General features: G+C 59.7%; 19 protein-coding genes and 1 pseudogene. 14 read left to right on the plus strand and 6 right to left on the minus strand.

Features of this window, described 5'->3' with window-relative positions:
- Window positions 1-602 precede the first annotated feature (602 nt).
- The 3 genes from BLQ09_RS27480 (at window position 603) to BLQ09_RS27490 (ending at window position 2,256) form a co-directional block, all read left to right on the plus strand.
- The gene (locus tag BLQ09_RS27480; protein ID WP_027607589.1) at window positions 603-932 is read left to right on the plus strand and encodes a hypothetical protein; all 330 of its coding nucleotides are present in this window, start codon (window positions 603-605) and stop codon (window positions 930-932) included.
- Window positions 933-956: 24 nt separating this feature from the next.
- A complete protein-coding gene (locus BLQ09_RS27485) occupies window positions 957-1,328 on the plus strand; it encodes a PH domain-containing protein (RefSeq protein ID WP_027607590.1) in 372 nt (123 codons plus the stop codon).
- A gap of 349 nt (window positions 1,329-1,677) precedes the next feature.
- Entirely contained in the window at window positions 1,678-2,256 is a 579-nt protein-coding gene (locus BLQ09_RS27490) for an RNA polymerase sigma factor (RefSeq protein ID WP_065926019.1), read from the plus strand.
- Between the two features lie 62 nt (window positions 2,257-2,318).
- Here the strand turns inward: BLQ09_RS27490 and BLQ09_RS27495 are convergent, their stop codons facing one another.
- Window positions 2,319-3,011, minus strand: coding sequence for an EndoU domain-containing protein (locus BLQ09_RS27495; protein ID WP_027607592.1), 693 nt, complete (start codon window positions 3,009-3,011; stop codon window positions 2,319-2,321).
- A 215-nt stretch (window positions 3,012-3,226) separates the two neighbouring features.
- Here BLQ09_RS27495 and BLQ09_RS27500 point away from each other — a divergent pair, with 215 nt between their 5' ends.
- From BLQ09_RS27500 to BLQ09_RS31365, 3 genes and pseudogenes are all read left to right on the plus strand, one after another.
- Window positions 3,227-3,850, plus strand: coding sequence for a hypothetical protein (locus BLQ09_RS27500; RefSeq protein ID WP_027607593.1), 624 nt, complete (start codon window positions 3,227-3,229; stop codon window positions 3,848-3,850).
- Window positions 3,851-3,945: 95 nt separating this feature from the next.
- Window positions 3,946-4,637 (plus strand): annotated as a pseudogene (locus BLQ09_RS27505) (S-type pyocin domain-containing protein); the annotation flags it as partial.
- A 24-nt stretch (window positions 4,638-4,661) separates the two neighbouring features.
- The gene (locus tag BLQ09_RS31365; RefSeq protein WP_175472335.1) at window positions 4,662-4,778 is read left to right on the plus strand and encodes a colicin E3-like toxin immunity protein; all 117 of its coding nucleotides are present in this window, start codon (window positions 4,662-4,664) and stop codon (window positions 4,776-4,778) included.
- A 228-nt stretch (window positions 4,779-5,006) separates the two neighbouring features.
- Here the strand turns inward: BLQ09_RS31365 and BLQ09_RS27515 are convergent, their stop codons facing one another.
- The 3 genes from BLQ09_RS27515 to BLQ09_RS27525 all read right to left on the minus strand — a co-directional run bounded on the left by BLQ09_RS27515 (window position 5,007) and on the right by BLQ09_RS27525 (window position 7,664).
- Window positions 5,007-5,573, minus strand: a complete 567-nt coding sequence (locus BLQ09_RS27515; RefSeq protein WP_092359265.1) for a hypothetical protein — start codon at window positions 5,571-5,573, stop codon at window positions 5,007-5,009.
- A gap of 79 nt (window positions 5,574-5,652) precedes the next feature.
- On the minus strand, window positions 5,653-7,005 hold the full coding sequence (locus BLQ09_RS27520; protein ID WP_027607595.1) for a sensor histidine kinase: 1,353 nt from the start codon (window positions 7,003-7,005) through the stop codon (window positions 5,653-5,655).
- Window positions 7,002-7,664, minus strand: a complete 663-nt coding sequence (locus BLQ09_RS27525; RefSeq protein WP_027607596.1) for a response regulator — start codon at window positions 7,662-7,664, stop codon at window positions 7,002-7,004. Before BLQ09_RS27525 ends, BLQ09_RS27520 begins: the two co-directional genes overlap by 4 nt.
- 147 nt (window positions 7,665-7,811) lie before the next feature.
- On the opposite strand from BLQ09_RS27525, the gene BLQ09_RS27530 reads away from it, so the two are divergent.
- Genes BLQ09_RS27530 through BLQ09_RS27550 form a run of 5 tightly spaced genes read left to right on the plus strand, consistent with a single transcriptional unit; the run spans window position 7,812 to window position 12,534 of the window.
- Window positions 7,812-8,078: a PepSY domain-containing protein gene (locus BLQ09_RS27530; RefSeq protein WP_048722823.1), complete on the plus strand. Its 267-nt coding sequence runs from the start codon at window positions 7,812-7,814 to the stop codon at window positions 8,076-8,078.
- Window positions 8,078-8,623, plus strand: coding sequence for a cytochrome b/b6 domain-containing protein (locus tag BLQ09_RS27535; protein WP_092359267.1), 546 nt, complete (start codon window positions 8,078-8,080; stop codon window positions 8,621-8,623). Before BLQ09_RS27530 ends, BLQ09_RS27535 begins: the two co-directional genes overlap by 1 nt.
- A 22-nt stretch (window positions 8,624-8,645) precedes the next feature.
- Window positions 8,646-9,914 (plus strand): sialidase family protein, encoded by a 1,269-nt coding sequence (locus BLQ09_RS27540; protein ID WP_092359268.1) that lies wholly within the window; start codon window positions 8,646-8,648, stop codon window positions 9,912-9,914.
- Complete coding sequence (locus tag BLQ09_RS27545) at window positions 9,914-10,513, plus strand: hypothetical protein (protein WP_027607600.1); 600 nt, start codon at window positions 9,914-9,916, stop codon at window positions 10,511-10,513. Before BLQ09_RS27540 ends, BLQ09_RS27545 begins: the two co-directional genes overlap by 1 nt.
- Complete coding sequence (locus BLQ09_RS27550; protein WP_092359354.1) at window positions 10,513-12,534, plus strand: LTA synthase family protein; 2,022 nt, start codon at window positions 10,513-10,515, stop codon at window positions 12,532-12,534. The genes BLQ09_RS27545 and BLQ09_RS27550 overlap by 1 nt, the downstream gene beginning before the upstream one ends.
- Here the strand turns inward: BLQ09_RS27550 and BLQ09_RS27555 are convergent, their stop codons facing one another.
- The gene (locus BLQ09_RS27555) at window positions 12,535-12,909 is read right to left on the minus strand and encodes a c-type cytochrome (RefSeq protein ID WP_027607602.1); all 375 of its coding nucleotides are present in this window, start codon (window positions 12,907-12,909) and stop codon (window positions 12,535-12,537) included.
- 42 nt (window positions 12,910-12,951) lie between these two features.
- A complete protein-coding gene (locus tag BLQ09_RS27560) occupies window positions 12,952-13,494 on the minus strand; it encodes a demethoxyubiquinone hydroxylase family protein (RefSeq protein ID WP_223841625.1) in 543 nt (180 codons plus the stop codon).
- Between the two features lie 198 nt (window positions 13,495-13,692).
- On the opposite strand from BLQ09_RS27560, the gene BLQ09_RS27565 reads away from it, so the two are divergent.
- The 3 genes from BLQ09_RS27565 to BLQ09_RS27575 all read left to right on the plus strand — a co-directional run bounded on the left by BLQ09_RS27565 (window position 13,693) and on the right by BLQ09_RS27575 (window position 17,124).
- Window positions 13,693-14,073 (plus strand): response regulator, encoded by a 381-nt coding sequence (locus BLQ09_RS27565; protein WP_092359270.1) that lies wholly within the window; start codon window positions 13,693-13,695, stop codon window positions 14,071-14,073.
- 196 nt (window positions 14,074-14,269) lie between these two features.
- Window positions 14,270-14,884, plus strand: coding sequence for a biliverdin-producing heme oxygenase (locus BLQ09_RS27570; protein WP_027607605.1), 615 nt, complete (start codon window positions 14,270-14,272; stop codon window positions 14,882-14,884).
- Entirely contained in the window at window positions 14,881-17,124 is a 2,244-nt protein-coding gene (locus tag BLQ09_RS27575) for an ATP-binding protein (protein WP_092359272.1), read from the plus strand. Before BLQ09_RS27570 ends, BLQ09_RS27575 begins: the two co-directional genes overlap by 4 nt.
- Window positions 17,125-17,131: the final 7 nt, after the last annotated feature.

Here is a 17,131-nt window from a genome sequence, read left to right on the forward strand (position 1 = left end):
AACATCTTTGGGTTTTTAAGAAACCCTAAACTTGGCTCAGCAATCGTTGGTTACATCTTTGATTTCTCGCGGAGTAACTTGTGATGCTGATAATCTTGTTGACTATCAGTCTGACTCCACAAGCACCCACACGAATTGCTTGATTCAGTTGTTAAAGAGCGGTTGGTTAAGAGCTTTCGTCTCAACCGAGGCGCGCATTCTACAGCAGCCTCATTTGCTGTCAAGTGATTATTTTCAGAAGCTTTCGAAGATTTCTTCAACAACTTCAACCACTTGCGCTTGCGATCTCTCGTCAGCGGGAGGCGAATAATACAGCATTGAATTACATGGTCAACCCCCGCCCTGAAAAATCTTTTCCTTAGCAAGGAGCCCACACCGCGACGCAACGACGCCCTCCTTTAAAAGAAGCGCGTCGTTGCGTCTATATAGATAGAAGGTGTACTTGGCCAATAGGGGATGCGACTGCCAAGGATGACTCCGGTGTCCCCGTGAAGTCAGGCGACTCTTTAATACCGCAGGAGAGCCCGGTACGCATCGGGTCTTTGTTTTCACGCCCAGAACAGGGATCATCGCCCTCCCCCAACCCCAGAGGAACCGACACCATGGAATTGACGCTGGAAGCTGTTGCGCTCTTTGCACTCAAGCTCGTGCATGAGGAGGACGGCGGCAGCCCGGTGTTGAGGGACGACCTGGTGATGGATCGGTATGAGCGGGAGGTGTTCGGATTGCTGGTGCGACAGGGGGATCTGCCTGGAGTTCTGCTGAAGATAGACGAGTGTATGGCGCAGGCGCTGGTCGCTTTGGGTGGGGCCGATACGGTATTGGGACGTGAGCTGCAGCGGTTGTCTACCGACGTACAGCAAGCCTCCACGCTGGAGGAACTCAAGCCACTGCTCGCGACACTGAAGGACTACCTTAAAGCCATTCAATAACGGACTCACCACAAGGACCTTCACATGATCGACTTCAATAACAAAGGCTTCTTCAAACTCAAGCAAAACAACGAATACGCCGAACGCGTCGCGGCCCTGCTGCTGGACGGCGAAGAAGTCATCGACGCCTACAAAGCCATGCGCGACGGCGTGGTCTTCACCACCAAACGCATCATCGCAGTGAACGTACAAGGCATAACAGGCAGCAAGAAGGACTTCACCTCGCTGCCGTACAAAAACATCGTCGCGTACTCGGTGGAAACGTCCGGGACGTTTGACCTGGATTCGGAACTGGAGATTTACTTTTCGTCGTTGGGGAAAGTGAAATTTGAATTCACCGGCAAGACCTCGATTGTTGAAATCTCGCGCTTGATCTCCAAGCACTTGCTGAGCTGATCAGCAGGCATGCTTCAGAACATCACCGATGACGCCTATTGATCGTCACCCACGCTGTTGAACCGAGCCCGATCACCTAAAAGTAAACCGAGGCTGACGACACGCAACCTCATCAAATAAGTGGAGCCCCCAGTCAACAGCTGACGCTACCCACATTCACCAAGCCAGAACTCAGAAGCATGAGGCTACCGCCCCCCAATCTGCATTTCCTACACCGTCGCCCCTTATTTCACTAGCCCACGTTCACAAACCCTGTCGTTATTCCGTCCTGCTTGCTCCGGCCAGTGCCCCACACGCTTTGCAAAAAAAGCCTGTCGGGCCTGGCGCCGCAGTTGATCAGGGAATGATTATGGCGAGTGACAGGGATGCGAAGCCGCACGGTGTCGAGCACGGCTGTGCGCCGAATGAAATTTGGCTGTTCTTGATCCATCACGACGCAATCATTCGTCAGCGCTGTCGACGGTTGCTGCGCCGCCCCCAGGATGCAGAGGACGCCTTGAGCGAGGTGCGCCTGCATTTGTTCAACCTGTTGAGCAAGGCCCCCGAACGCTTGAATAGCGTGGAGAATGTGCCCGCCTGGCTCAAGCGGGTGGCGCACAACTTTTGTATCGACCGCCTGCGCAAAACGCCGGTCACCTGCAGCCTTGAATGGCTTGATCACGATCTGTATGAAAGCGTCACCTGGCAACCTCCGCATGATGACCCGGAACGCAATGCGTGCGGACAAGAAGCCTTGCAGGCCCTTAACCTGGCCATCGGCCGGTTGCCGGCGACACTTTCGCAGGCGTTGGCGCTGCGTTGCATCGATGGCCTGGAATACGAAGGTATGGCAGGCACGTTGCTGATCAGTGAGTCCAACGCCCGAAAGCGTGTGCAACTGGCACGGCAGCAATTACGGGGTTTACTCGGTCCGATTTGCGGCACTTGATTCATTGGCAAGCCCCGCAAGAACAAGCCTGCCCCAAATCATTGGGGCAGGCTTTTCCATACTCAGAAAGCCGCGATCGGGAAGGCTGAACTCACCCACCAAACCAAGGCAGCACCAGGCGCAGGGGGAATACCGTTGAGATAGCCGCCAACCGTAAATGCCAGCCCTTGCTCATCAACACAATAAGGATTGGGAACGACGGCGATCACCGTCGGCGCGGAAGGCCCGAAGAAAATCTGGCTGTTTCCCCCACCCATCACCAGGCCAGAGCTCAAGTGCATGAAGGCATAGCGAATCGACGCGACAACCTGCTGTTGCGTGCAACTGTCGGGGAAGAACGTGGAAGGCCCTGCCTTGGCCACCCACGTCCCCGTCGCCACGTTAAACACTTCTACGTTGGCGTTTGCATAGCGGTAATCGTTAGGTTGATTAAGCCCGTAAGGCACCATGTATGTACGAGGACCGATGGTACGCGCGGCAACCGGGTCAAGCGCCAGCGGCCCCACCAGCGGATCATGGTTACCGGGCCGAGAGTGAAACCCCACCGCATTGCCAGCGGCGTTGATCTCGCCACAGAAGATATGCCGTTGGTTTATCTGCGGGTTGCTCCGGCTGTTAGGGATAGCCACGTTGCTGACCTGCACCGGTAGCGGGATCACCGCGGCTGAAGCCGCAGCGCAGTCCATCTGCGCAGCAGCCGACAGGCTCAGTAGTGCGCTGGCCACACCCATGGCAACGACGGTAAGTGCGTGCATGACAAGACTCCTTTCTGACAATCGGGACGGAATGCCCCTTCGTCAGGACGCAACGCGACTACCAGTTGTGAAGCGTACATGACCGCGTCTGCACGGCTTTCTTGCACAGCGAGGAAGAAGTTGAAACAGATCTTCACAAGCGGTGACGCGGTACGTCAGGAGGGATAAGCCAAGGCATGTTGCTCCGGCTTGAACAGGGAACAAGGAGAAGGACAATGACCACATTCAATGTGAACTTCGCTGTCGATGATATGGAAGGCAAGACCGTTCTGGTATTTCTCAAACCCCAACAGCCTCAGCGCGATTATCGGATTCACGCCTGGCAGATCCTGACCGGCTCTGCCGGTGCCACTGAGTCGTTCGACTACGAGGCCATCATCGAAACCGATGTCACCACCCTTGGTGAAAAAGACAGCAATACCATCATCTCGGGCCGTCGCACGCTTAACCCTGGCACCTTGCTTCAGGCGGTCAGCCCTAACGGATTGTCACCGTACCTTGAGCCGGCGGCGCTTTCACTGGCCAAGGAGAAACTCACACCGCAGCAGTGCGGCATCATCAACAAAACCAACCCGTACCTGCAGTTCGACAGCAACTGGTACGTCAACGGTCGGCCTGTAGTGACCATGCCGAAAGTGGACTCGAGCATGACCGTAAGCTTTGAATACGAGCCCAATTTTTACTTCATGGTGGCAACGCCTCCGATGGTCGGGCAAACCTATATCGTGCAGAACTTCTCGGACATGACCCAGTTCATCGCGCCCATCACCGCCACTGAGGTGAACGTGACGGTAAGCCGTGCCAGCGGCCTGTGGTCGTTCGATTTCGCGCCGATGTAACGTTGAAACACGCGGCGAGCAAATCGCCGCGTGCCTTACCTGCCCCCCCGTCCCCCTCGTAGCCTCACTCCCTAGCACAAGGAAGTGAGCCATCCATGTCAGAACGCTTTTATCCCCCCACCGAAGAAGAGTTACTCAAACAGCGAATCCTGACCCCACAGCCGTCGCGGGCGCCGTATTCGCCATCTGTTGATTTTTACGAGCCATCCCCGCGTTCGCAGATGCGCTTGCATATCGAGCAACGCGAGGACGGCACGCTCAAGGGGTATGGGTTTACACCGGCAATAATCCTGATTGGCAAACGATTGATGTGGTGCAGTTCCAAAGCCGTGGCGATCAGTTTGTGGCGGATTTGGGTGAGGGTGTCGAGCTGATCTGGACACCCGCCGTTGATCCAAGTGGCACGCTGGGTATTCCGACCCTGGAGGCTGCGCCACAAGCACCGGTGATCTGGATTTACCCGCCGACGGATAAAGCGGCGCAGATTCTGGTGAACCCGATTTATCCGCCGTCGTATCGGGATTTTATTCTGGTGTTCCCGGTGGAGTCGGGGATTCGACCGCTGTATGTGGTGGTTAGTGTCAAGGCGGGGGATCACAAGTACCACAAGGCTCCAAATACTGAACAAATAACTGGCTTTGGAAACCTGATAAAAGCAAAACCCATGGCTCCCAGACAGGGCGGTGCCGGGCTGAGAGAGCGTTGGATTGAGGAAAAAGGCAGGAAAGTTTATGAATGGGATTCCCAACATGGAGAGTTGGAAGTTTATCTTGCAAGTGATGGGTCGATAGACGAGGACGTCAATAACGGTATGTTTGAACTGCGGCGTGAATGGCTATCACTGATACAGACACACTTCTCTCATGAAATTGCTCTCTCAGAAAGCGACTACTTCATCGCGTTTGATTACGAAGGTGCAAACGAATAACACAGACTTAGAGAATTCATCTTCATGCGCAGACTGTCGTTCAGGCAGGCCTCCACGAAGTTGGCTTTCACTTCATCCACGAGGACGAAAAAGGAAACGTTTTCGAATCAGAGCATTGGTACTTCGGCGAAGTCAGCACAACCGATGAAGACCCTGGCGGAGAGCGCTGGAAGTATCAAACCTTCAGGTCCTTCCAAGCGCATCATCCGCATTTGTTCGGCCGTCCACCTAACCCTCTTTCGCCTCACTCCCCTCCCCCCCAATCAGAACCCGCTTCCCCGGATCCGTAATATCAAACACCTGCTGCGCACACGCCGAAGGTTTGAACTGGAACTCCACCAGATACACCTTGCCCTTTTCAGGCTGGAAGCTACTTAACAGAGGCCCGCAAATGGCGTAGATGCCAGGGCGTGAGTCGGTGGACGAACTGGCAACGATCAGCTTCTTGCCAGGTTCTGCCTGGATCTCCAACTGCGGGAAGCGCTTGAACCCAGCGCTGGCCACCGTCTGGTTGAGCTTTGCAATCCAGTTGAAGACGCGGCCTTCACCTGTATCCATCACCGTGCCCAGGGTTTCCATGCGTTCATCGGGGTCGCCTTCGCGGCGTATCGAGAACTCGACGGGAGCGGTGCCGCCGTAGGCTTTCATGATGACTTTGGCATGCTCAGCATCGACGGCCATGGCTTTCTGGCGCAGCTGGATGCCGTCCTTGAACAGGCTGGGCGATGAGTCGCGTTGGTTGGATTGGCAGGCACATAGCGCCAGGGCCAGGGAGAGCAGTGCGATTCGCTTCACGGGAGGATGTCCTTATCTTATCAAGGTGAACGATGATGACTGGACCTGCGATTAAACAGAATGTTCCGCCATGATCGCCTCAGGTCTCGTTAAACACCAACCGCGCACACAACCCGCCCTGCTCCCGGTTATGCAACGCCAACCGGCTGCCGATCTTGCCCACGATCATCTCCACAATCGCCAGCCCCAGCCCAGCGCCATTGGCATTGCCACGGCTGTAGAACCGCTCGAACAAACGCCCCATTTCCGCCTCATCAATGCCCGGCCCCTGGTCCTCCACGCTCAGGCAATGGGCGCCAATCACCACTTTCACTTCGCTGCCCGGCGGGGAGAAGTTGAGGGCGTTGGTCACCAGGTTTTGCAGGGCGATGGCCAGTGCCACCGGTTCGGTTTCGATCCAGCAGTCTTCATCCCCTTCCAGCACCAACTCCACGCCTTTCTCCATGGCCAGCGGTGTCAGTTCGGCGAGTTCTTCGCGCACCAGCTCGGTGAGTTGTACGCGGCTGCGCTTGGGATTGTTCAACTGCGGTTCGATACGCGCCATGGTCAGCAGTTGGCTGCCAATACGGGTGGCGCGATCGACGCCGTTGACCAGGAAGTCCAACGCTTCTCGCCGCTGGGCCTCGGTGCCGGCGCTTTGGGCGTTTTGCGCATGGATGCGCAGGATCGCCAGGGGTGTGCGCAGTTCGTGGGCGGCGTCGGCGATAAAACGGCGTTCGCGTTCCAATAGATCATCCACCTGGACCAGTAGCCGGTTGAGCGCGGTTTGCATCGGCTCCAGGTCGGTAGGCAGCGGCTTGAGGTGCAGCGGTTGCAGGGTCTCGGCGGTTCGCCCGCGAATCTTGCGGGCCATGGCGCGCAAGGGCTTGAGGCCCCAGCCGATCACCAGCCAGATCAACACCGTGAGCAGCGGCACGCCGATCAAGGTGGGCCAGAGGGTGTGGCGCATGATGCGCTGGATCACGTCCTGACGAATGTCGTCGCGCTCGCCCACCCAGATCAGCAGGCCCTGTTGCGGATCGGCGAGGAGAAAGGCGCACCAGTCGTTGCCGTTGTCCATGATGTCGTGGGACCCGAGGGTAGCCGGCGGTGCGACCAACACCGGCGCTTCGGCGGAGCGTACGAGTAATTGGCCGTCGCTGCGCCACACCTGGAAGGTCAACCGGGTTTCATAAGGGTGAGCGACGCCGTCTTCGCCGACACGGCTCATGGCCTGGTCGAAGGCCTGGTACAGGCGGTCCCAATCAGCCTCGCCGGGGTCGCGTTGGCGTAGCACGCCTTGCAACAGGCGCGCGCTTTGGGCGAGTTGGGCGTCGTAGACTTCTTCGATTTCGTGGTGGCTGTCGCGCAGCACCAGCCAGCTGATCAGGGCGTCGCCCAACAGGATCAGCACCAGGACAGGGATGAGGATACGAGCACGCACGGAGGTCATGGTTTGAGCGCCAGTACATAGCCAACGCCGCGCACGGTGCGGATCAGCTCGGTGGATAACTTTTTACGCAGGTTGTGGATCAACACTTCCAAGGTGTTGCTCTCGACCCGGTCCTGCCAGCCATACAACGCGCGGGACAGGCGCTCGCGGGTCACCACTTTGCCGGGGCGCACCATCAGTTGGTGCAGCAGTTGGTACTCCATCGGCGTCACGATGATGTCCGCGTCCAGGTACCGCACCTGCTGGGTGGCCGGGTCGAGGCTGACGCCGGCATGTTCCAGCATCGGTTGCGCGCGCCCCTGGCTGCGGCGCAGCAGGGCACGCACGCGGGCCTTGAGTTCTTCCACATCGAACGGCTTGACCAGGTAATCATCGGCACCGGCATCCAGACCGGCGATGCGCTCGGCGGTGCCGTCGCGGGCGGTGAGGATCAGCACCGGCAGGTCGTGCTGCTCGGCACGCAGTTGCTGCAGCAGGTCCAGGCCATCAAGGCGCGGTAGACCTAAGTCGAGCAGCAACAGATCGAAGCTTTCCGTGCGCAGGGCATGCAGGGCCGCAACGCCATCCTGCAACCAATCCAGGGTGTAGCCCTCAACGCCCAATGCCACGCGAATCCCTTGGCCAAGGGCACGATCATCTTCGACAAGGAGTAGGCGCATAGCAAAGTCTCTGTAGGAATCGGCGGCATCATGCCGGGTTCTGGGCGGGGCTATTCCAGCAAAGATGTTACGGCGCGTTGCCAACTAAGGTTGCCCTAAGGTTGGTTTTGCACTGTTAAATCTCCCACATCTGCTGAGAGCTTTTCCATGCGCAAAATTCTCCTGCTGTCCCTGATTATCGCCAGCCCCCTGGCCGTTGCCGGTCCGCAATGCACCACCGCCGAACGCTCGCAATGGCAAGACGAAAAAGCCTTCCAGGACAAGCTCAAGGCCGAAGGCTACGAGATCAGCAAGTTCAAGGTCACCGATGGCAACTGCTACGAGATCTACGGCTTCGACAAGGACAAGCGCAAGGTGGAGATCTACCACGACCCGGTCACCGGCAAGGCCGTGAAGACTGAGATCAAAGGCTGATGCCAGGCGAATCCCTGCGTCTGTGGGACCCACTGGTGAGGCTGTTTCATCTGTCGATCGCCGGGGTCTTCGTCGCCAATTACTTCTTTAACGAAGCGGGCGACGACTGGCATGTCTGGCTGGGCTACTACGCCATGGCCTGGCTGCTGGTACGAACGGTGTGGGGGTTCATCGGGCCGCGCAGTGCGCGCTGGGCGGACTTCTGGCCGACCCCGAAACGCTTGAACACCCATCTGCGCTCGCTGCTCAACCGCCGCCCGCAGCATCGCCTGGGCCACTCGCCCATTGGTGCGCTGGTGATGCTGTTGATGTTGCTGGCATTGCTGACCCTCGGCATCAGCGGCTTTTTGATGCAGGAAGTGGATGCCCTGTGGGGCGCCGATTGGCCCCTGCAAATCCATGAGACCGCCGCCAATGTGCTGTTGGGCCTGGTGTGCATCCATGTGCTGGCCGCGGTGTTTGAAAGTATCCAGGTGCGGGACAACCTGCCGTTATCCATGCTCACCGGTCGCAGGAAGCGCCTGCCGGATGAGCGTGCGCAGTAATCCTTTTCTCGACAGGTCCTCTATGCGCTCCGCCTTACTGATCTGCAGCCTGCTCGCCGTCTTCGTGGCCGCGTGGCTAAGCCATCCGCCCCATGTGCTGGCCCCCTTTGCCCAAGTGACGCCAAACACCTCGAAGGTGGCGGCGCCGCCGCAATACACCAGCCGTTTTGTGTCCTCGCAGCTCACTGACTTTGTCCACGCTTCCTCGGTCACCGCCCTGCCCGGTGGCGACTTGATAGCCGTGTGGTTTGCCGGCTCCCGTGAAGGCGCCGCCGATGTACAGGTGCGCACCGCACGCTTCGATGCGCGCAGCGGCGAATGGGGTACCGAGCAGGTACTGGCCACGCGGGAAAGCACCCGCGACGGCACCCAGCGTTATATCCGCAAGCTCGGCAATCCGGTGATTGCCCTGGGGCCGGATAAACGCCTGTGGATGTTTTATGTCTCGGTGTCGGTCGGCGGCTGGGCCACCAGTGCGATCAACCTGATGGTCTCGGATGACCTCGGCGCCAGTTGGTCCGCGCCCCGACAGTTGGTGACCTCACCGTTTTTCAACATCAGTACCCTGGTACGCGCCGCGCCGGTGTTCCACGCCGACGGCTCCATCGGCCTGCCGGTGTACCACGAGTTCATGGGCAAGTTTGCCGAGTACCTGTACTTAAGTGCCGACGGCGCGGTAATCGACAAATTCCGCATCAGCCGCGGCAAGAATTCCCTGCAACCGACCATCGTGCCGCTGGATGGCAAGCGTGCCGTGGCGATGTTGCGCTACGCCGGCGACACCCACCACCGCGTCCTGGCCAGCCGCACCGAAGATGCGGGGCAAACCTGGAGCGAGCCATACCCGCTGGAACCGGCAAATCCCAATTCATCGTTGGCGGCGGTGGGTACCGAGGATGACGGGCTGCTCGTGGCCCTCAACGACCTGCAGGACGGCCGCTTCAAGCTCAGCCTCTACGGCACCGACGCCCAGCTCAGCCAATGGCGCACCGTGGTGCAACTGGATGAGTCACCCGACCCGCTCGGCCAACCGTTCTCCCCCGAGGCCTATAAAGCAATCATCGGCGAAGGCTTCCGCGCCTCCAGCGGCGCCAAACGCCTGCCGCTGGAACAGCGCTTTCTCAGCAACCTCGACTACCGCGTGTGCAAACCCCAAGGCTGCGATTTCGAATACGAGTACCCGTACTTCAGCCGCAGCCCGGACGGCATGTACCACGTGGTGTACTCGTGGAATAACACCTTTATCAAACATGTCAGCTTCAACGAAGCCTGGCTGGCGGAGCGTCTGTGATGGTTTCTGTGTGGCAGGCCCATTTGAGTTTTGTGCTGCTGGGGTTTGTGCTGTTGAGCGCGCTCAGGTTTACCGCTCCCTGGCGGCCATGGCTGCTGCCGGTGCTGGTGGCGGTCAGTTTTATCCCGGTCAACGCGCTGCCGCTGGCGGCGTATGTGCGCAGTTTTACCGATGACCTGGCGATCAGCACATTGGTGCTGTTGGCGTGGGTCGTGCTCAGCCGCCTGGGCTTAGTGCAACCGCTCGCTCGTCGGCATCAAGTGCAGACTTTGCTGCTGTTTGGCCTGCTGAGCCTGGTGCTGTACCCGGCCACGTTGGGCCTGACCTACTTCGACCCGTACCGCTGGGGCTTCAACCCGCGGCCGATGATCGTCCTGGTGGCGGCAGCCGCACTGTTGATGCTGTGGCTGCGTAATACGCTGGCGGCGTGGATGCTGGCGGTGGGCACGTTGGCCTTTGCGTTACGGCTCAAGGCGTCGGAAAACTATTGGGATTATCTGGTCGATCCGTTGCTGACCGGTTACTGCCTGATCGCCGGCGCGGGGCTGCTGATCAGCGCCGCCTGGCGCCCTCTTTTGAAATGGCACCGGGGTCAATGATGAGTGCGTTGCAATCACGCCGCCTGCGCTACGGCCTGGGCGCGATCGGGTTGGTATTTGTGTTGCTGGCTGCGTTGCGGCTGGTGTTTGTGCTGGGTTTTTCCGGCCTGGACTTGAACACCCCGGCGCTGCTGGAAACCCTGGGAATCGGCCTGCGTTTCGACCTGCGCCTGGCGGTGTTGATCCTGCTGCCGCTGGCCGTGCTGGCGTGGCTGCCGCGCTGGAACCTCACCACCCTGCCGGCCCTGCGCTGGCTGGCGCGCGCTTACCTGGTCATCGCACTGGCCGTGGTGGGGCTGGTGTACATCATCGACTTCGGCCACTACGCCTACCTCGGCGTGCGTATCAATGCGACGGTGCTGCGCTACCTGCAGGATGCGCAGATTTCCCAGCAGATGGTGTGGGAAACCTACCCGGTACTGTGGATAACCGCCTGCTGGCTCGCGGCGGTGGCGCTTTGGGTCTGGGCGTTGGTCTGCCTGGAGCGGTTGACCCTGGATCGAGCGCCCGCCCTTATCGGCAAACCGGCACTGGCAGTGGTGAGTGTGATGGGCGTCGTCGCGGTGCTGCTGGCCCTGCTCGGCCGTGTCGCCCATCTCAACCTGGAAAACCCGGTGCCCCTGCGCTGGAGCGATGCCTTCTTCGCCGGCAACAGCCAACTGGCCGCCGTGGGCCTGAACCCGGTGCTGTTTTTGTATGACACCCTCAAGGTCGGCCAATCGCAGTTCGATGAGGCCCAGGTCCGCCAGTATTACCTGCAAGTTGCCCAATACCTGGGCGTGACCCAGCCCGATGCCCAGTCCCTGGACTTCATCCGCGAACAAGGCGTGCAGCCCTATCGACTGGCCGGCGAGCGCCCGCCCAACGTGATTTTCGTGATGCTCGAATCCCTCGGCACCAGCGCCGTGGGCGCCTATGGCAACCCGCTCAACCCCACGCCGAACCTGGACAAACTGGCGACGCAAAGCTGGTTCTTCAAACACTTCTACGTGCCTGTGACCGGCACCGCGAAAACCGTGTGGGCCAGCATCACCGGCGTGCCCGACGTCACCCGCCAGGAGACCGCCACGCGCAACCCGCTGATCACCCGGCAACACACATTGATCAATGCATTCGAGGGCTACCAGAAGTTCTACATGATCGGCGGCAACGCCGGCTGGGCGAATATCAATGCACTGATCCGCCAGAGCATCGATGATGTGCAACTGTTCGAGGAGAGCGACTGGCAGTCGCCACGGGTAGACGTGTGGGGGATTTCCGACCTGGACCTGTTCAAGGAAGCTGACGATCTGCTGAGCACGCTTCCCAAGGACCAACCGTTCTTTGCCTACCTGCAAACCTCCGGCAACCATCGCCCCTTCACCATCCCCAAACACAACGATGGCTTCCAGCTCAGCCACGTGACGCTGGAACAGGCCCAGGCCGCGGGGTCCCGCAGTGTCGAGCAGTACAACGCCGTGCGTCTGCTGGACTACAACATCGGCCGGCTGATGGACATCGCCAAGGCCGGTGGCTACTACGACAACAGCATCTTTGTGTTCTTCGGCGACCACAACACCCGCATCAGCCAGATCCCGCACATGGCGCCGGCCTTCGAGCAGCTGGGCCTGGAAAGTAACAACGTGCCGCTGCTGATCCACGCTCCCGGCCTTGCACCGCGTGTGATCGAAGAAGCGGTGGGGCTGGCCGACCTGCTGCCCACCGTGGCCGGCATGGCAGGCGTACCGTTCCGCAACGGTGCGATGGGCCGTGACATCCAGCAACCGGCGCCCGAGGGCGAGCGCGTGGTGCCGCTGGTATTGCGCGAAGGCACCTTCCCGATCATCGGCGGCGTGACCCGGCACTTTTTGCTGCAGATGCAGCACGACGGCAGCTCACCCACCTTGCATGACCTGGCATCACTCACCCCGCGTGACGATGTGGCCGCGCAGCACCCCGAGGAATTCCAGCGCCTGCAGGCACTGACCCGTGGGCTGCACGAAAGTGCGCGGTTGATGCTGTTCAGGAATGTGCGTGAGTGATTACTTGGGCTGGAACGTCTCAAGGTACGCCAGGATATTGTCGATTTTTTCCGGGTCGCTGATGCCCCAGAAAATCATGCGCGTACCACTCACCACCTTTTTGGGCGCTTCGATGTAGGCCGCGAGCTTGTCGCGGGTCCAGACCACACCGGAGTTTTTCATCGCGTCCGAATATTGATAGTCGGTGGTGGTACCGGCAGGTCGGCCGATGATGCCGTTGAGCTCCGGGCCAAAGCCACCGCGAGCGCCTTCGCCGACGCTGTGGCAGCCGCCGCAGGTCTTGGTGAAGAGTTTGCCGCCGGCCTCGGCATCGCCGGCGGCATTGGCGGCGCCGGTGTTGAGGATCAGCGCGAGGGTCAGCAGGACGTACTTCATGGGTGACTCCACATCGGTGTTGGCGGCGATTATGCCTGTTTGTCAGGAGCGCATGCCCATCCAGATCACCGCTTCGGTCCACGCCGTAACCACCGGCGTCAGCGCACGAAACCAGGGATCCTGCACATCGATCTGCGCAGCCGAGTGGTCGTGGTGGTGTTGCTCTTCTTCAACGATGGAAGCAATGGCCGCCACTGCCAGTGGGTCGATTTCGCGTAACGCATGAAGCTGATGAGCCAGGTGCTTGAGCACCACGCTTTCCACCGCGACGGTGGTGGCAACAATAGCCTTGCGCCCGCACACCCCGGTGAGCAGGCCCAGCACCAGCCCGCCAAGGCCGCACAGCCAGTAGCTGCGGCAGCGTCGGTAACCCCGTCGTTGCAACTCGGCCTGGAACACCGCGCGATGGCGACGTTCGTGGGACAGGAATTCCTCGAGCTCACCCACCATGCCGGGTACAAACAATCGCGCCATAAACAGCTGGCCGCTGTAGATACAGATCGCGCCATGCTCGCCGGCGTGATCGACTTTGATCATGCGATTGCCCAGGTCCGGGTCGATCAAGGGGGCTGCGGAAGCGTTCACGGTTGACGACCTTGTGCGAGGGCCCACGGGATTCGGGCCGATCCTGATTGCAGAGCGCCGGTATCCTGCCGTACCTCCGCGCAAATGCGCAACCTAGACCCTCGAAACTGACCACCCATCGCCCCATACGCATCCAATCGAACCTAACCGGCCCCGTTCCACTCCACCTTACTGAACCCTGATGGTGGAGTAAGGATCATGGCTCAGCCATCGATTTTGGTATTGGAAGACGACGAGATCATTCGGTCGTTGATGGTGGATGTACTGGAGGATTTCGGCGCGTTTGTGACGTCTTTTCCTTCAGCCGATGAAGGAATGATTTACCTGGAGCGCGGCGATGATCCGGTGGACTTGATTGTCAGCGATGTGCAGATGCCGGGGTTGCTCAACGGCTATGACTTGAGCCGGGTAGTTGCGCACCGCTGGCCGTCGGTGCCGGTGCTGCTCACCTCCGGCAATGCCAAACTTGCACAGCAATTGGGCGGCTCCGTGCGGTTTCTGCCCAAGCCGTGGAGCACCGAACATTTGCTTGAGTGTGTGCAAACGGCGCTGACTCAGCAGGGCTCATCCATGCATTGATAGCTTCGCGATATCACTTTTGCCGAACTTCACAGCCTGCCTTGTGGTCACTTGCATCAGCAGGGAGCGACTTTTCTGATCCGCTGGTCAGCCTTTTCGTCTTGTGCGTTCAGCTGATGCTCACCTGTTGTGTAGAATTGTCGCCTTTTACAACGCGTCATTCATGGCCGGAAGGCCCACAGTTCGAGCTCATTGCATGCATTCACAGGCCCATGATGGTGGTGCGCCCTCATTGCTGGACGCGTTGCGCGCAGGCACCGGCCTATTGCACGTAGCCTTGGAAGAACGCCTGCCGTTTTTTTCCGAGGAGCTGGATGCCGACTGGTATCGGCGCCTGATCCAGGCGTATTACGGGTTTTACCGGCCGATTGAAGCAGCGCTGTACAGCTGTGAGTTTATCCCTGAAGGCTTCGACCCTGCGTTGCGTATGAAAACGCCGACGCTGATCGACGATCTTCACGCCCTTGGCCTGGACGCCTGCGCGATCAACGCCTTGCCGCATTGTGGGCAATTGCCCGCTTTCGACACCCCCGCCGCCTGCCTCGGCGCCTTGTATGTGCTTGAAGGCGCAACCCTGGGCGGCCAGGTACTGCGTCGGGAAATGGCTCGACGCCTGGCGCTGGACGCCGACAACGGAGGGGCGTTCCTCGATGTGTACGGTGCCGAAACCGGTCGGCTCTGGAAAGATTTTCTCGACTACCTGGGCCGCCTGCCGCTGGACACGCCAGCCAAACAGCGCGCGGTGCACGCGGCCCGCTCGACATTCAGCTGCTTTGAGCAATGGCTCGACAGCCAGGAGGTACTGCTATGAAACCCGAAGACTTTGAAGAGCTGCTTGCCAACTGTGCCGACGAGCCCATCCGCTTTCCAGGGGCGATCCAACCCCACGGTGTGCTGCTGACGTTGTCGGAGCCCGACCTGAACATCATTCAAGTCAGCACTAACGTCGCCAGCCTGTTCAACCGCGCCCCCGAGTCGTTGCTGGGCCAGCCACTGCACACGCTGATCGGTGCCGAGCACGCCCAGGCCGTGCAGGCCATGGCCGAACACAACAGCTTCTTTGATGCGCCGCCTTTGCACGTCACCCTCAACGGCGCCGAGTTCGAAGGCCTGTTGCACCGCCATCAGGACGTGCTGGTGCTGGAATTCGAACCGCGGCTCAAGGACTTCCGGCCGCGGGCCCTGAAAGGCCGCAGCAGTGACTTGGGCAAGATGCTGCAACGTTTGCAATCAGCGAAAACCCTGCAAGCGCTGTACGAAATCAGCGTGACTGAAATCCAGGCCATGACCGGTTACGACCGGGTGTTGATCTACCGTTTCGAAGAAGAAGGCCATGGCCAGGTGATCGCGGAAGCGTCGGCACCGTCCATGGAGCTGTTCAACGGGCTGTTCTTCCCCGCGTCCGATATCCCGGAACAGGCCCGCGAGCTGTATCGCACCAACTGGTTGCGCATCATCCCGAATGCGGCCTACGAGCCGGTGCCATTGCTGCCCAAGCTGCGCCCGGATACCGGCGAACCGCTGGATTTGAGCTTTGCCACCCTGCGCAGCGTGTCGCCGATTCACTGCCAGTACATGCAAAACATGGGCGTGCTGTCGTCCATGAGCATTTCGCTGATGAAGGGCGACAAGCTCTGGGGCCTGATCAGTTGCGGCAACCGCGAGCCGCTGCTGGTACCCAATGATTTGCGCATCACCTGCCAGACCATCGGCCAGGTACTGTCATTGCAGATCAGCGCCATGGAAGCCCTGGACCTGAGCCGTCAGCGGGAAGAAAAAGTCGAGGCCCTGGCGTTGCTGGATAAAGCCATGAAGGCCTCCGAAGAAAACGTGTTCGACGGCCTGGCCCAGCGCGGCCAGGTGCTGATGGACCTGACCTTGTCCGGCGGCGTGGCGATCATCGAAGACAAGCAATTGCACCGCTACGGCAACTGCCCGGAACCGGCGCAGATCCGGGCCTTGCACAAGTGGCTGCAGGACAGCGGCGAGCCGGTGTTCTCCAGCCATAATCTGGTGTCGATCTATCCGCCAGGCGCCGAGTTCCAACAGGTGGCCAGCGGTGTCCTGGCCATGAGCCTGCCAAAGCCTGTGGATAACGGCGTGCTGTGGTTCCGCCCGGAAGTGAAAGAAAACATCAACTGGAGTGGTGACCCGAAAAAGCCGCTCGACCTGGAAAACTCCGACGCCGGCCTGCGCCTTCGCCCGCGTACCTCGTTTGAAATCTGGAAAGTGGAGATGGCCGGTATTTCCACCAAGTGGAGCCATGGCGACCTGTTCGCCGCCAACGACCTGCGCCGCTCGGCCCTGGAAAACGACCTGGCTCGCCAGGTGCTGCGCGAGCAACAGGCCGTGCGCGCCCGCGATGACCTGGTGGCGGTGGTGTCCCACGACCTGCGCAACCCGATGACGGTGATCTCCATGCTCTGCGGCATGATGCAAAAGGCCTTCAGCTCCGACGGCCCGCATACCTCGCGACGCATTTCCTCGGCCATCGACACCATGCAACAGGCTGCCGGACGCATGAACGTCTTGCTGGAAGACTTGCTCGACACCTCGAAAATCGAGGCCGGGCGCTACGTGGTCAAACCCGTGGCCCTGGACGTCAGCCAAATGTTCGAAGAGGCCTACTCCCTGCTCGCGCCGTTGGCGATGGAAAAAGGCATCGACCTGTCGTTCAACGCAGAGCCTGGCCTGCAGATCAACGGCGACCCGGAGCGGCTGTTCCAGGTGCTGTCGAACCTGATCGGCAATGCCATCAAGTTCACTCCGCGCCAGGGCAATATCGGCATCAGTGCGATGACCAATGGTGAAGAGATCGTGTTTTCGGTGCGTGACTCAGGCGAAGGGATTGCGCCTGATCAACTGCCCCACGTGTTTGATCGCTACTGGACCCAGTCGGAAAACAATCCCACCGGCACCGGCCTGGGGCTGTATATCACCCAGGGGATTGTCCAGGCCCATGGCGGCAAGATCATGGCTGAAAGTGAAGTGGGCCGTGGCAGTGAGTTCCGGTTTACGGTGCCGAAGGTGATTGAGGACTCCCATACCTGACCGCCCC

Source organism: Pseudomonas sp. NFACC25, assembly GCF_900100935.1.
Lineage (GTDB): Bacteria > Pseudomonadota > Gammaproteobacteria > Pseudomonadales > Pseudomonadaceae > Aquipseudomonas > Aquipseudomonas marginalis.

Bases quoted from the DNA above. Each gene is read 5' to 3' on its own strand.
- BLQ09_RS27480 (WP_027607589.1), top strand. From the start codon at position 603: ATGGAATTGACGCTGGAAGCTGTTGCGCTCTTTGCACTCAAGCTCGTG.
- BLQ09_RS27485 (WP_027607590.1), top strand. From the start codon at position 957: ATGATCGACTTCAATAACAAAGGCTTCTTCAAACTCAAGCAAAACAAC.
- BLQ09_RS27490 (WP_065926019.1), top strand. From the start codon at position 1,678: ATGGCGAGTGACAGGGATGCGAAGCCGCACGGTGTCGAGCACGGCTGT.
- BLQ09_RS27495 (WP_027607592.1), bottom strand. From the start codon at position 3,011: ATGCACGCACTTACCGTCGTTGCCATGGGTGTGGCCAGCGCACTACTG.
- BLQ09_RS27500 (WP_027607593.1), top strand. From the start codon at position 3,227: ATGACCACATTCAATGTGAACTTCGCTGTCGATGATATGGAAGGCAAG.
- BLQ09_RS31365 (WP_175472335.1), top strand. From the start codon at position 4,662: ATGTTTGAACTGCGGCGTGAATGGCTATCACTGATACAGACACACTTC.
- BLQ09_RS27520 (WP_027607595.1), bottom strand. From the start codon at position 7,005: ATGACCTCCGTGCGTGCTCGTATCCTCATCCCTGTCCTGGTGCTGATC.
- BLQ09_RS27525 (WP_027607596.1), bottom strand. From the start codon at position 7,664: ATGCGCCTACTCCTTGTCGAAGATGATCGTGCCCTTGGCCAAGGGATT.
- BLQ09_RS27530 (WP_048722823.1), top strand. From the start codon at position 7,812: ATGCGCAAAATTCTCCTGCTGTCCCTGATTATCGCCAGCCCCCTGGCC.
- BLQ09_RS27535 (WP_092359267.1), top strand. From the start codon at position 8,078: ATGCCAGGCGAATCCCTGCGTCTGTGGGACCCACTGGTGAGGCTGTTT.
- BLQ09_RS27540 (WP_092359268.1), top strand. From the start codon at position 8,646: ATGCGCTCCGCCTTACTGATCTGCAGCCTGCTCGCCGTCTTCGTGGCC.
- BLQ09_RS27545 (WP_027607600.1), top strand. From the start codon at position 9,914: ATGGTTTCTGTGTGGCAGGCCCATTTGAGTTTTGTGCTGCTGGGGTTT.
- BLQ09_RS27550 (WP_092359354.1), top strand. From the start codon at position 10,513: ATGAGTGCGTTGCAATCACGCCGCCTGCGCTACGGCCTGGGCGCGATC.
- BLQ09_RS27555 (WP_027607602.1), bottom strand. From the start codon at position 12,909: ATGAAGTACGTCCTGCTGACCCTCGCGCTGATCCTCAACACCGGCGCC.
- BLQ09_RS27565 (WP_092359270.1), top strand. From the start codon at position 13,693: ATGGCTCAGCCATCGATTTTGGTATTGGAAGACGACGAGATCATTCGG.
- BLQ09_RS27570 (WP_027607605.1), top strand. From the start codon at position 14,270: ATGCATTCACAGGCCCATGATGGTGGTGCGCCCTCATTGCTGGACGCG.
- BLQ09_RS27575 (WP_092359272.1), top strand. From the start codon at position 14,881: ATGAAACCCGAAGACTTTGAAGAGCTGCTTGCCAACTGTGCCGACGAG.